This window comes from Dictyoglomus sp. SSW, assembly GCF_055181335.1.
Genome location: NZ_CM143705.1, coordinates 196,926 through 210,668, shown reverse-complemented (window position 1 = coordinate 210,668; position 13,743 = coordinate 196,926). Strand labels below are relative to the sequence as shown.

The 13,743-nt window shown below is 31.3% G+C and carries 11 protein-coding genes; 3 read left to right on the top strand and 8 right to left on the bottom strand.

The window, feature by feature from the left end:
• Window positions 1–9 precede the first annotated feature (9 nt).
• Entirely contained in the window at window positions 10–819 is an 810-nt protein-coding gene (locus ACY3JM_RS00970; protein WP_463082938.1) for a histidinol-phosphatase, read from the bottom strand.
• A 114-nt stretch (window positions 820–933) separates the two neighbouring features.
• Between ACY3JM_RS00970 and ACY3JM_RS00965 the strand changes: the two genes are divergently transcribed.
• On the top strand, window positions 934–1,860 hold the full coding sequence (locus tag ACY3JM_RS00965) for a hypothetical protein (RefSeq protein WP_463082937.1): 927 nt from the start codon (window positions 934–936) through the stop codon (window positions 1,858–1,860).
• 52 nt (window positions 1,861–1,912) lie between these two features.
• On the opposite strand, the gene ACY3JM_RS00960 is transcribed toward ACY3JM_RS00965, so the two are convergent.
• The 3 genes from ACY3JM_RS00960 to ACY3JM_RS00950 are packed head-to-tail and all read right to left on the bottom strand — an operon-like array spanning window position 1,913 to window position 6,685.
• A complete protein-coding gene (locus ACY3JM_RS00960; protein ID WP_463111471.1) occupies window positions 1,913–3,832 on the bottom strand; it encodes a transketolase in 1,920 nt (639 codons plus the stop codon).
• Between the two features lie 41 nt (window positions 3,833–3,873).
• On the bottom strand, window positions 3,874–5,451 hold the full coding sequence (locus tag ACY3JM_RS00955) for an NAD+ synthase (RefSeq protein WP_463082935.1): 1,578 nt from the start codon (window positions 5,449–5,451) through the stop codon (window positions 3,874–3,876).
• Window positions 5,426–6,685 carry a M48 family metallopeptidase gene (locus tag ACY3JM_RS00950; RefSeq protein WP_463111470.1) on the bottom strand — a complete coding sequence of 420 codons (1,260 nt, stop codon included), beginning with the start codon at window positions 6,683–6,685 and terminating at the stop codon, window positions 5,426–5,428. The genes ACY3JM_RS00955 and ACY3JM_RS00950 overlap by 26 nt, the downstream gene beginning before the upstream one ends.
• Window positions 6,686–6,846: 161 nt before the next feature.
• On the opposite strand from ACY3JM_RS00950, the gene ACY3JM_RS00945 reads away from it, so the two are divergent.
• Window positions 6,847–7,209, top strand: coding sequence for a PadR family transcriptional regulator (locus ACY3JM_RS00945; RefSeq protein ID WP_463111469.1), 363 nt, complete (start codon window positions 6,847–6,849; stop codon window positions 7,207–7,209).
• On the opposite strand, the gene hpt is transcribed toward ACY3JM_RS00945, so the two are convergent.
• From hpt to ACY3JM_RS00930, 3 genes are read right to left on the bottom strand one after another with little or no spacing between them, the layout of a single operon-like run.
• Window positions 7,210–7,734 (bottom strand): hypoxanthine phosphoribosyltransferase, encoded by a 525-nt coding sequence (gene hpt / locus ACY3JM_RS00940; protein ID WP_463082932.1) that lies wholly within the window; start codon window positions 7,732–7,734, stop codon window positions 7,210–7,212. It abuts the gene before it with no gap.
• Between the two features lie 4 nt (window positions 7,735–7,738).
• On the bottom strand, window positions 7,739–8,668 hold the full coding sequence (locus tag ACY3JM_RS00935) for a cytidylate kinase family protein (protein WP_463082931.1): 930 nt from the start codon (window positions 8,666–8,668) through the stop codon (window positions 7,739–7,741).
• Window positions 8,669–8,670: 2 nt separating this feature from the next.
• Window positions 8,671–9,780 carry an iron-containing alcohol dehydrogenase family protein gene (locus ACY3JM_RS00930; protein ID WP_463082930.1) on the bottom strand — a complete coding sequence of 370 codons (1,110 nt, stop codon included), beginning with the start codon at window positions 9,778–9,780 and terminating at the stop codon, window positions 8,671–8,673.
• Window positions 9,781–9,969: 189 nt separating this feature from the next.
• On the opposite strand from ACY3JM_RS00930, the gene ACY3JM_RS00925 reads away from it, so the two are divergent.
• Window positions 9,970–10,719, top strand: a complete 750-nt coding sequence (locus ACY3JM_RS00925; RefSeq protein WP_463082929.1) for a DUF4272 domain-containing protein — start codon at window positions 9,970–9,972, stop codon at window positions 10,717–10,719.
• Here the strand turns inward: ACY3JM_RS00925 and ACY3JM_RS00920 are convergent.
• Complete coding sequence (locus tag ACY3JM_RS00920) at window positions 10,716–13,742, bottom strand: glycosyl hydrolase (RefSeq protein WP_463111468.1); 3,027 nt, start codon at window positions 13,740–13,742, stop codon at window positions 10,716–10,718. The two genes, ACY3JM_RS00925 and ACY3JM_RS00920, sit on opposite strands and share 4 nt — an antisense overlap.
• Window position 13,743 lies beyond the last annotated feature (1 nt).

Sequence of the window (13,743 nt, the reverse complement as noted above, 5' to 3'; positions counted from 1 at the left end):
CTCCTTTCATCATAGATCTATTAAAATTTTTTTTCTTTTCTCAAAGATAGATATTTTTTTAAAACCTAAATCTTTTGCAATCTGGTAAGCTTTTTCTATATCTCTTCCTGCATCTTCTGGGGTATGGGCATCAGCTCCGAAGGTTAGAGGTATATTATATGAAGATATAATTTTTAAAAATTCAGGGGATGGATACAATTCTTTGACTGGTTTTCTCCAGCCAGCAGTATTTAGTTCTAATGACATTTGAGAACTTATAATTACTTTTGAAATCCTTTCATATATGGATGAGATATTCTTAGGAATTCTTCCACCCCAAAGTTTTACAAGGTCTAAATGGGCAATTACGTCATAAAGATTACTTTTTATCATCTTTTCTACTTTATCAAAATAATCCTCAAAAATTTCTTCTATATCCTTTTCAGTCCATCTTGGATCGCTGGGATCTATATCAAATCCAAAACCGTGATCAATAAAATGTACCGATCCTAACACATAATCAAAAAAATTATATTCTTCAAGAAGTTCTTTTATCTCTTTTTCTTTTTCAGGGAAGTAATCCATCTCAACTCCTACCTTGATCTTGTATTTCTCTTTTAAAAAAGTGGTAAATTCTCGATATTCTTCTAAGTTACTATCACACCATGGGGCAGTAATAGGAATGTGATCATAAATAGGTCTAAATTCTTTAAATCTATGGCCATGTTCTGTTATACCTATTTCTTGTATATTTTTCTTTTTCTCTTCTTCCCAAAATTTTAACCACCAATTTTCATCAAAAGGTCCTCTTTCAAGATGCATGTGGTAGTCGATCATCATTTTTTAATCTATTACCTCCAATCTTTTTTATTTTTTTACATAACATCTTTTATTTTATAACAATATATGTTAAACTTTCATTAGGGATTTTTTTAATTTAGGTGGGGGAAGACTATGAAAGAGTTTATGTATCTTTTAGAAAAAGTGAAGCCTGAGTTTGAGAACCTACCTGCTGCTCTATTAAATGCGGAGAGATTTATTAAAAAGTTGAGAAAGGAAAACTCAACAGGAGTAATTCTCTACACTGATGAGGAGTACAAAGGAGCAATTTTTGTTTATGAAGGGAAGGCATTTTTTGCAAAGGTACAAAACAATAGAGCTATGGAGGGAATAGAGGCAGTAGATTTTATTATGAGGCAGATTCAGCAGGGATTTGGTAAAATTACCTATTACCCTACTGATAAAGTTCTTATACTTGTTCTTTCTGCTGTATATGTGGGAAATCCTCTATATATAGATCTGGATGCTAATACTATAATTCCTGCAAAGTTTTTCTCTGCTCTACAAAATAGGGAATTTAGTGGTGTGGTTTTATACCGAAGTGCAGAAGAAATCAAGTTTTGGATATTTAAAAAAGGGAAGCCTACAAATCCACCTCCTGTAATTTTACCTCCTTATGGATTTATAAGCGTCTATTCTCTTGATACTATTGAAGTTAAAGATTATTTAGAGCTTTGGGAAGAGGAAGCCAGAAAGAAGATTATAGAGTTTTCAGAAAAATTACTCTCTGCTATAGCAAGAACTTTGGCAGAAAAATGGGGACAAAATACTGCAGAACTTATGCTTATTCCATTGGAGAGTTATCAGGGGCCATTAAGTATTAAATTTGATAGAAAGACCTGGAATTGTAAAATAGAATCTAACGAGGAGCTTTATTTCCTTGCAAAAGAGATAGAAAGGGTTTATGCAAGACTTCTAAGGGCAATAAGAGAAAGAGAAGAAAGAGTTGCAGAGAACTTAGAGCTTTACACTTTTAATTTATTACAAGAAGAAAATGTACTTTGGCCCCCAACAGAAGAAAATATATTTAGAAGAGATTAATCTAAAGATAAAATAAGGGGGGAAGATTTACCCCCCTATTTTTTATATTTTCTTATATTTCTTTTAGTATGGTTTCAACCACAGAATCTACATCTAATCCTTGCATCTTGTAAAGAGCATCTGGTTTTCCAGATAGTCCATATTCTTTTACTCCAAATTTTCTAAATTTTATCTTGAAGCCTCCTTCTAAGAGAGCTTCTGCAATGATACTTCCAATTCCAGTATTTACATTGTGATCCTCATAGGTGATTACAAATCCCGTTTTAGCTGCTTCTTCTAAGGCTTTCCAATCTATCTCCTTTGGAGATGTGAAATTAAATACTTTAACTTTGACTCCTTTTTCCTTTAATTTTTCCCATGCTTGTACTGCTCTAAAAACCATAGGGCCACAAGCTATGATTGCCGCTTTATCTCCATCTCTTACTTTTTCCATCTTTCCATATATGAATTCATAGTTCCCACCATATAGAGGATTTCCTTTCTCATCAGTAATTATAGGTGTTACAGATCTTCCCATAACTACTAAGAAGTTTCCAAATTCTCTTGCTACGTATCTTATTATCCTATCTGTTTGATTACCATCTGCTGGAATTATAATTTTAAAGCCAAAGAGATTTCTAAATGTACCAATATAATCTATACATTGATGGGTTTTTCCATCTTCTCCTACATCGAGTCCACAATGGGTTACTATAACTTTCAAATTTGTATAATTAATATCGTTTAAGCGATGCTGATTATAAGTCTCATCAACTCCAAAGACTCCAAAGTCTGCAAAGAAGGTTATAACTCCTTGAGATGAAAGAGCTCCTGAGAGAGTAGCTGCATTATGTTCTTGTATACCTGTCTCAAAGAAGTTTTCTGAGGCGATTTTTCCAAATTCATGGGTTCTTACCGATTCCATAAGATCGCAATCAACTACCGCAATAGGTGTCTTTCCTTCTTTACCAATGTTTAATTTGGCAAGATCTGCCAATGCTTTTCCAAAGGCTCCTCTGTTATCAATCTTTGCATCCTTATCATAGGTGATAGGTGTACCAGTATCAATATTAATAGAATATGGCTCAACAATGTGTTTATCTTTTGGTTTGAAGTTTTCTCTCATAGCTTTATATTTTTCAAGATCATCTTCAATTCCGAGTTCTTCAATGGCTTTCTTGTATTCATCTGGTTTTAAAGCTCTTCCATGAAATTCAAATTTATTCTCCATAAAGGAAACACCTTTACCCATAACTGTATGGGCTAATATGGCAGTTGGTTTTTCGTCATATACAGCTTGTCTTATAGCTTTATATAACGCTTGTAGATCGTGTCCATCTACCTCTATTACTTCCCATCCATCAGAGAGGTAGTTTTCTTTTATATTTTGAGGCATGATTTCAGATAATGGTCCTGAAAGCTGTAGCTTGTTATAATCAATTAAGACTGTTAAATTTGATAGATTATATTTTTTAGCAAATCTTCTGGCCTCGGATATTTGTCCCTTTTGTTGTTCTCCGTCTCCCATTACTACAAATACATGGAAATCTTTTTTAAGAAGTTTTGCAGAAAGTGCCATTCCACAACCAGCAGAAAGTCCTTGTCCTAAATTACCTGTGCTCCATTCTACTCCTGGTACATATCTTTCCACATGTCCCTCAAATATACTTCCAGCGAGCCTAAAATACGCAATAGCCTCATCTATATTGAAAAAACCAAGATTACCTAAGGCTGAATATACTCCTGGAGAGGTATGACCGTGACTGATAATAATTCTATCTCTGTCAGGATTCTTTGGATTTTGAGGATCTACATTTGCAAAATAATAAAGGGTTAAATACATTTCAATTGATGACATGGAACCTCCGGGATGACCAGATCCAGCTAATGTGGTCATTTTTAGTATGTCGCCTCTACATTTGTGGGCTAATTGTTTTAGGTATTGTAGATCTTTCTCATCCATTTGGGGTTCGGTAAAACGATTTCTTCTCATTAAAATTAGCACCTCCTTTTTAGTTAATCTAAAGAATTATATCATATTATTTTATAAACTAAGGGTAAGACCCTTTCTCTTAAAGGATTTTTGGATCTAATTCTCAATACAGGTGGGATTTGTCTTCTTTTATATTCACTTTTTTCAACTTTTTCTATAACATTTCTTACTATATTTTTAGGAAATCCTAAATTTATAATTTCTTCTTCTGATTTGTTCTCATCCACATATGCGGAAAGAATAGGATCTAATAAAGGATAGGGTGGAAGAGAATCCTCATCCTTTTGATTTGGACGTAATTCTGCAGATGGTGCTTTTGTAATAATATTTTTGGGTATAATTTCTCTTTCCCTATTTATGTATTCTGCCAATTTATATACTGTAGTTTTATAGATATCACCAATAACCTCCAGACTTCCTGCTGTATCTCCATAAAGGGTACAATAACCTGTAAGAGCTTCGGATCTATTTCCTGTTGCAAGTACAATGTAATTTTCTCTATTTGATATAAACATTAGTAGATTTCCTCTTATACGGGATTGTAGGTTTTCTTCTGCCACATCCATAACAGGAGATGGAGAGGGATTTAATTCTTTTAGGTATGAGTAAAATATATCTTTTATTGATAAAAGCCTAAAATTAATATTTAGATTTTTTGAAAGTTCCTTAGCATCTTCGATACTTTCTTTTGAGGTATATACAGAAGGCATACTTACTCCTAATACTTTTTCCTCACTTAGGGCTTCCTTGGCAATACAAGCTACAACTGCAGAGTCTATCCCACCTGAAAGTCCAATTACAGCTTTTTCAAAACCAGATTTTCTAAAGTAATCTCTTACTCCTAAAATTAAACCATTGTATATAAAAGAAATGTCTTCTTCTTTATAAGAAGTTACTGATAGATTTTCCAAATTTATGGTTGTTATATCTTCTTCAAAATTTTTGCCTTCAAAAATCAAATCTCCTTTTTCTGAAATTATAAAGCTACCACCTTCAAAGATTAATTCCCCATTTCCCCCTACTTGATTTACATATATAATTTTTTTGTTGAAGTTTTTTGCTATATTTCTTGCCTTTTCAATTTTTTCCTTTCTTTTTCCTAAATAATAAAAAGAAGAGGAAATTATAATAATTAGATCAACTTGATAGAGATATTCTTGTAAAGGCGTTGTGTCATCACACTGTAAAAGATCGTCCCCTATAAAGATGCCTATTTTATGATTATTAAACTCTATAAATTCTGAATTACCACATTGAAAATAAAGATTTTTGAGTAGTGGATCTTTTGTGAAAAGGAATTTATCAACTCTTTTTAAAGTATTTTTATAAAATAAGTAGGCACTATTATAAATGCCATGAGAAGTATAATAAGGAGATCCTATTAAAATACCTATTGGATAATTTTTTCTTAGGATTTTCTCTATACTATATTCTAATTTTTCTTTTATATTTTTCCTTTTTAGTAAGTCAAAGGGGGGAAATCCTAATATGGACATTTCTGGAAATATAATTAAATCAGAATTATCTTTGATCCCCTTCTCTATGGCTAATTCTATTTTATTAAAATTTCCCTCAACATCTCCTATCGTGGGGTTAATTTGGGCTATTGTTATTTTCATCTTTTTTTACCTCCTTTTCTAAGGTTAATAAATGGTAGATTCTTTCTGAAGGTGTAGGATGGGAGTAATACCAAGTCCTATATAGTGGATCAGGATAAAGATTTGAAAGATTTTCTTTCACTAATCTTATCAAGGCACTTATTAAAGGATAGGGAGTTCCAATAAGTTCTGCAGAGAATCTGTCAGCTGAGTATTCCATTTTTCTTGACAAGAAATTTATTAATGGATTTAAAAAGTAAAAGAAAGATGAAGCAAAGATAAAGGCATAAGTAAGGAGAGTAAACTCCTTTTGTACTCCAAAGTATTTACTTAGGGGGGCAGATTTAAAGACAATAAAAGTTAGATAGATATAGAAAACATAAAATATTATTGAAGAAAGCATTAGAATAGTAATATGCCTCTTTTTATAATGACCCAATTCATGGGCAAAAATAGCAACAATTTCCTCTTGAGGATATGAGAGTAATGTATCATAAAGTACTACTCTTTTGGATTTTCCAATACCTGTAAAATAGGCATTTTGTTTTCTTGTTCTTTTTGAAGCATCCATCACAAATACTTGTTTTACATTGAAGCCTACTCTTTCTAACAGCTCTATAATCTTTTTTCTCAAATCCTCATTTTCTAAGGGGGTAAATTTATTGAAAATAGGTGCAATTAATATGGGGTAGATATATACCATTATAATTTCAAATATTATTATTACTAAGGCAAATTTCCACCAAAAATTGGGATCAGATTTAATAATGTAAAGAAGTAAAGAGAGTATAGGTGTGCCAAGAATTATAGAAAGGATAATTGATTTGATAAGATCAAGAAGAAAAATCTTAGGGGTCATAGTATTAAATCCGTACTTGTTTTCTATTACAAAGATGTAATATAAATCAAAGGGTATAGAAATAATAAGATTTATGAGACCGAATATTCCAAAAAATAAAAGGCCTTGGAGAATAAAGGAAGAGGTTATAGATGAAGCAACTTTTTCAATATATGGATAAAGAAGGAAAATAAATATTAGGTTAAAGATAAAATCAAAGGTTTTAGACCATAAATTGAATATAACCCTATCTTTCAAATAAATTTGTGATTTTTTAAAGTCTTCATCTGTAATAATATCCTTAAATATTTCAGGGACTTCTTTATGAGAAAGGGCATATTTTAGATTTCTTATGTCTAAATAAAAGCTTATTATCTCTTTTAAAAATAAAACTAAAAGAAAGACTGCTAAAAACATGTTTGATCTCACCTCCAATTAAAAAAATCTTTTAAAATTATATAATGAAAGTATAAATATTAATATATTGTTCTTCGTTTTTGCTGGGTATTCCTTACTTGACAAATATTTAAATGGTATATATATTAAAATTAGATATAGAATATATGGAGGGCTGGAGTATGAAAAGATGCAATGTAAGATCTACAGGTCTTTCTCCTACCTTCTGGTTGAGAGCTTGGATAATAATTTCTTTATCAGATAGAGAGCTCCACGGATATGAACTCATCTCAAGTCTTACCGAGGCTTTCCCAGGTATTATTACACCAGGTATAGGTGGTATGGGAAGAGGTTATAGAATTTTAAGGGAGTTGGAAGAAGAAGGTATTATTATTGGTAGATGGAGCATGGAAGAAACGGGCCCTGCTAAGAAGGTATATCGTCTAACGGATGAGGGAGAGAAGCTTAGGGAAGAGATTATTAAGCATGTGGAAGGTATGAAGAATTATATAGATAAGTTTTTAGCGCTTGCCTCAAGGCTTTAATTAAAATTCTTCTAATATGGCTATATATGGTAGATTTCTATATTTTTCTTTATAATCAAGCCCATATCCTATAACGTAGTAATTGGGTATTTCAAAACCCTTATAATCTACCTCTATATCTATTATTCTTCTTCCTGGGCAATCAAGGAGCGTGCATACTTTTATAGAATTTGGGTTTCTTGTTTGAAGATTTCTTATTAAATAAGATAAAGTTAATCCAGTATCTACAATATCCTCTATTATTATTACATCTTTACCCATTATATTTATATCTAAGTCCTTAGTAATTCTGACAATTCCTTGATTATTCTTAGATGAGCCATAGCTTAATATGGAGATAAAGTCTAAAATAAATGGAATTTTAATATTTCTTGTAAGATCAACGGTAAAATATACTGCTCCTTTTAAGACACAAGCGAGTATAAGGTCTTTGTCTTTATAATCTATGCTTATTTCTTCTCCTAATTCTTTTATCCTTTTCTCAATATCTTCTTTTGTAAAAAGTATTTTTCCTATTTTTTCCATATTTCTATCTTATTCCTTTAATTCCATATTTTGATAAAAGTTTTTCATATTCTTTACCATAAAATAATTTTATTTTTATATCTGGATATAAATTTTTTAGTTTTTTTATTTTTTTTAGTTTTTCCCCCATAACCCTTGGTCTCTGTAATGTGAGTTCAATATATAGATCAAAATCGGGTAAATAAAAATCTGGGGTAAAGGATTCTATTACATTCCCATCATTATCCCATTCCAATGGAAATGTTCTTGGTTCGTATTCCCACCTTATTTGATAAAAGGTTAATATCTTTGCAAATTCTTCTTCGGTTTTGTTAGCAAATTTAGGCTTTTGGGGAAGAGATAGTTGTTCTGGAGTATATATTTTTGATTCTTGCCTTTCTATTACCTTTTCAATGATAGATTCTATCTCCTCTGCAGTAAAAAAAGATCTGTCAATAGTTAAATGGTATAAAGATGGGTCTTTCCAACTGTTTAAAAATAACGTTTTATAGAAAATCTCTCTTGAAAAGTCTTTTTCTTTTATTAGTTCCAAGGCTTTTTCCTCAGAAAGGAGAAATTTATTAGTTAAGAATTTTATTCTATAGCCTAAGGGTGCGATAACGTTAATATGAAAGGAATAATTTTCGTCTTTAAAGAGAAATTGGCCTCCTCTTCCTAATAAAAAAATGATATAATCCTTTTCCATATACTTTTTAACAATCATTCTTACCTGTTCTTTGTAAGTTTCTATGAAATTAGGATCTCTAATTCCTTTTTCCAGTTCTTTCTCTTTATTCTCAAATTCTTGTATATTAAAACCTTCAAGGGCTAATTCTTCATGAATTCTTCTACGGTCTAAAATTTCCCCATTAAATTTCTTTGATATTTTATTTATGATTTCATCTATATCTGTACCGAAATCTCTTGATATGGTTATGAGCCTTATTTTTACCATTTCTACATTACTTCTTGGAAAAGATAATATATATCTTCCTCCCTAACAGGCCTAAGATTGTTTTCTACATTAAATTTTGCTTCTAATGTCCTCTTTACAAGAAGGTCTAAATCAAGAGGTTGAGAGGTAACTTGATTAATTCTGGTTGGTAGATTGAGAGTTTTAAGAAAGTCTTCCATTTTTTCAGCAGGATCTCCATTAAAAAGGTTCTTTAGAAACTTTAATTTTTCATCATGAATAAAAGGGGCATTAAATCTTAAATAAGGAGGAAGTAAAATTCCATTTGCTATTCCATGGGGTATATTATAGATTCCTCCCAGGGGTCTTGACATAGCATGTACTAAAGTGGTTTTTGTATTGTTTATGGCAATACCGGCCCAAAAGGCAGCATAAGCCATTCTTTCCTTGGCATATGTGGAATTTTCAAGAACTGATTTCGGTAAAAAATTATATATATCCACCAAAGCTGATCTTGAATAGCATTCTACCATGCAAGAAGAGTTTCTGGAAAGATAAGATTCAAGGGCATGAGAAAAGGCATCTATTCCTGTAGAGGCAGTTACGAGAGGAGACATGGTAAAGGTAAGTTCAGGATCTATTATAGAAAGAGTAGGAATTAAAGCTTTTCCCATGAGAATAAATTTATCCTTTTTCTCTTTATCGGTAATTACTGCGAATCTTGTAGCTTCACTACCTGTTCCAGCTGTGGTAGGTACTGATATAATAGGAAGTGCTTCTTCTATTTCCTTGCCCTTATATTCTAAAAGATTAGCTTTTGTTTTTATTCTGAAAGCGATGATTTTAGCCATGTCCATTACACTACCACCACCAATTCCAATAATTCCATCAAAGTTGTTACCTACAATATTATCGCAGAGTTGATGTACAATTTCTAAAGATGGTTCTGGGGGAATTCCTGTAATAAGGATTACGTTTAACTTATGCTTTTTAATATCTTCTAAAATCTTATCTAAGACTCCACTTTTTTTAAGAGAGTGCTCTCCGGTAAGAAGTAGGAATTTTTCTCCAATTTTTTTAAGCTCTGTGCCAAGAAATTCTATTGAACCAATCCCATAAATTATTCTTTGAGGTAAATCTAGAGAATGAATCACCTTTCCCTCCTCTTTTAATTTGCAACCTTTATTTATTATAATATACTCTAATGAAATGTAAAGGAGAGGATAGAAATGAGGAAAATAAAAGAGAAGTTTGGAGAAATTATATTATTACTTAGCTTAATTTTAACTTTTGTTACCTTTTTTTATGCCTTTATATTTTTTGTGACTTATAAGGTGTAAAAAGTGGAAGAAGAGATTTACTTAAATCCACCTACTGAAAGAGAGGTTATAAATAGAGCTCTTTGTCTTTCTGTTTTGTTTCTGAGGTCACAGGCAGAGGCAATTTATCTTTCTTCCCCTGATAAAGAAATTTTCAATATTGAAAGTAATTTTTTCCAAGAAGTATATAAATGGATTGAAGAGGAAAATTTAAAAAATTTTTTTACAGAACAAGAAAGAATACTTCTTGGAAAAGATATAGGAAAATGGGATGAGAATGAAACCTTACTTTCCTTTACCTATCTGGAATCCTTAGGTGTACTTTTCTGGGCTTTATCTCTTATTGATAAACTTCCCCCTTATGATATAGGTTTTAGATTAAGTGATGTGATAGATGTGATTCCAGTATTAAAAAGTAGAGATGAATTTTTAGGAAAAGTTAAATTAAGACCATTTAAAGAGCTAATTAAGGAAAGAGATATAGCTGAGATATGGTATTTTAGGTGGAAGCTTGGGAGAATGGAAAAGGAAAATTATAAATTAGAAGAAGGAAAATCATATAAAGATGCTGTAAAGTTATTGGTAGAAAAAGCTCTTTCTTCTGGTGCTATCTCTTATACTATAGAAGATGATTTTCCAGTACAAGGAAAGCCCTTTTATCGTATTACTGGTGAAGATTATCTCTTCCTCTCAGGAATTATTCTTGAGAGGTTTTTAACTCTTAATTGGCTATGTGGTAGCTATAAAAGTTGGGACGAAAGAAAGGAATATTAACCTATCACCTCTATTTTTACTGGTGAAAATAATCCATAAGAATGGAATACGTATGACTTTGTATATTCCTCACCCTCTGGTCTAAAAGAGAGAGCACTTACAAAGTGGATTTTCTTTGCTCTATTATGAAGAGGACCAAGCATATTCCTTAGGCTACCTACTACTTCTAATTCTAATAAATTATTACTGTCTTGTAAGTAATCAGTGATATCTAATTTGTAAAATCTCCATGGGATAAATCCTACTGTTTCTCCATTTAGATTTACTTTAATAACTCCTGCAGAAAAATCCTCAATAGTTAGTAGATATTTTTCGTTAGGATCTTTATGGAAAGGGAATATCTGTTTGTATATAAGGCTTCCTGCATAGTGGGGATATCCTTGAAAAACCCAATCTCCTAATGTAATTCTATTATTTTCTTTAATTATTTCTCTATCTATATTTACAGCAAAATCACCTATAATATAGAAATCTTCAAGCTCTGTTGAATTTCTATAGTTCAAGAGTATCTCTATAATATTTTCTCCTATCTTAAATTCCTTTAATGGAATCTTTCTTAAAGATCTATCTATAAACCATCCTTCATCTATTATAGGTATCTCTTTATTATTTAGCTTTAAGCTGATCATTTCCTTTATATTTTCTGTTAAAAGATATAAGTCTTTTTCTGGCAGATCTTTTATATTAAATCTCATTTTTAATTCAATCTTAGTATTATCCTTAGGATGAGGTATATTAACCCATTTCCATCTTTGAATTCCACTATTCAGATCGATGTTAATCATTCCAAGGGTATCTCTAATTTTTCTCTGAATAATCCAGATAGGTGTCTCTTCAGACCATTCTCCATCTAATTTAAATTGAGCAGTATCTATAGTGAGTACATTAGGGTCTAATCTTTTAACCTCAAAGGTAGGTTCTAAAAAGATGGTCCTTTTTATTTTCTTTGGCCTTTCTATTTTCTTGTATTCTCCTTTATATAGTATGTATAATTTGGATTCTGAGGGAGCAAAAGTAGTACGAATATGTTGATATCCTTCAGTTTCTATTGAAAATACATCTTTTATCTCTCCTGTAAGAAGATCCCATTCTTCTATTCTTCCTTTTCCCTCTAAGTATAGATCCACATTATAGGATCTTTCCCTATCATTATTTACTATAAAGAAAATCTTTTTACCATCATAATTTCTCTCCATATATAGAAACTGTTCTACTTCTTGTCCTACCACATCTCTTATGGATATTCTTCTTGGAATTATATTTTTAATATTTTCTGCAAGTTCTTTTCTTCCCTTTACTCTTATTACATTTGGATGATCAAAAAGTTTTTTCAATTCTTCTTTCCCTTTTTCTCCTTCCACATATTCTGGTAATGGCTCCATAATAATTACTTTCCCATCATTATTTAGAAATTCTAAAAGTAAGGAAAGGGTACTTTTTCTTAGGGTAATTACTGGTGGCACTATTACTAATATATATTTGGCTTCTCCTACTATAAACTCTTTTCTTTCCTTATCTATTTTCCCATATTTTTCAATAATCTTTTCATCTCCCAAATCAAAATCATAATGAATTCCTAAAAGGGCATTTATAATCTCTTTAAATTCTTCTCCTCTTTCTTGGGGTACAGATTTATCTCTTCCATTAAATTCACACCAACTACTTTCAATAGGGTGGATAAGAAGAATATCCCTTACAGGTTTACCTAAGGTTAGAATATAGGAAAGTCTTGCAAAATAATCTTCTATGAGAGGATGATACTTCCAAGAAGGGTTGTGATTGAAAGAGGGTGGATAGTCTCTTTTTCTACAACCTCTAAGAGAATACAAAAAAAGATGTTGGCATCTCATATTTACTCCAAGGGCATATTGCCAGTCTGCCACATGTTTTTGTCCTTCAAAGGTAAATTCCCATCCAGTACATCCATAAGTTTCGGAAATAACTCTACTTTTTCCTAATTGATTTGCCACGCTGGTTGCTTGTTTTGCTGTAAGGTATTCATATCTTACCTCGGTTAATATATCTATTCCTGGAATATCCATGTATTCGTAATGAGGCATTATAGATCCACTACATAATATTACATGAGGGAAGTTATCTTCTTCTAAATAATGCCCAGTAAATAATATATTATGCTCTTTACACCAATTATAGATATTTTTAGTGTAACTTTCTAAGAAAAGCTCTGAAATGGTTCTCCAATAGTCATATCTTGCCTTTATGGACTTTTCTCCTGAAAAGAATACAAAGGGAGCTATATCAAAAAAGTCATATCCTCTTTTTTCTTTAAAATATTCAGGAAATATATCAGTCCAAGGTAATGCATAATATTCTAAATTTCCTCCCCAGAGAAAAGGAGATATATTGGGTTCATCGGTAAATATACCCTTAACTTGTTTTCCAAAATCTTCCTTTAGTCTTTCGTAATATATCTCATGGGTAACTTGTATAAATGTTTTCACACTTTTAGGATTTAGATTATCTGGTGGTGCATCACCATTATACCAATCAGATTTTCCAGCAACGATCCTATATAATGCTAAAATGTTTTCATCTTTATAAAGTCTTAAATTCTCGATATTATTTACTCTTTCTATACTATTTATTTTTTCACTTTCTATTTTCCCTTTGTAAATAGTCAATTCTTTTCCATTAAGTTCTTTTGCATCTTTCAATATTTTTAAAGTAAGAATTTTAGCCCTTCCTTCGTCTCCAATTTTTTCTGCGACCTTACCTCCTGCAAAGCCAGAAGGCCATCTATCTTCATCATAAAGCCATGGATCTATATCTATTACCCTGGAATTTTTTACCACTTCTTCTACTAAATCTAACCATTCTTCTCCCATATATTCAGTCTCTAAACCTACCCTTGAGTGCATGAAGAACCCACCAATACCTTTTTCTTTAAAATCTTTTATTTGGTTTGTTAGTTCTTGAGCATTAAGCTTATCATTCCATGACCAAAAAGGTATCGCCCTATATATTTTTTCAGGATTTTTAAAATTCTTTTTTATCTCTTCCATT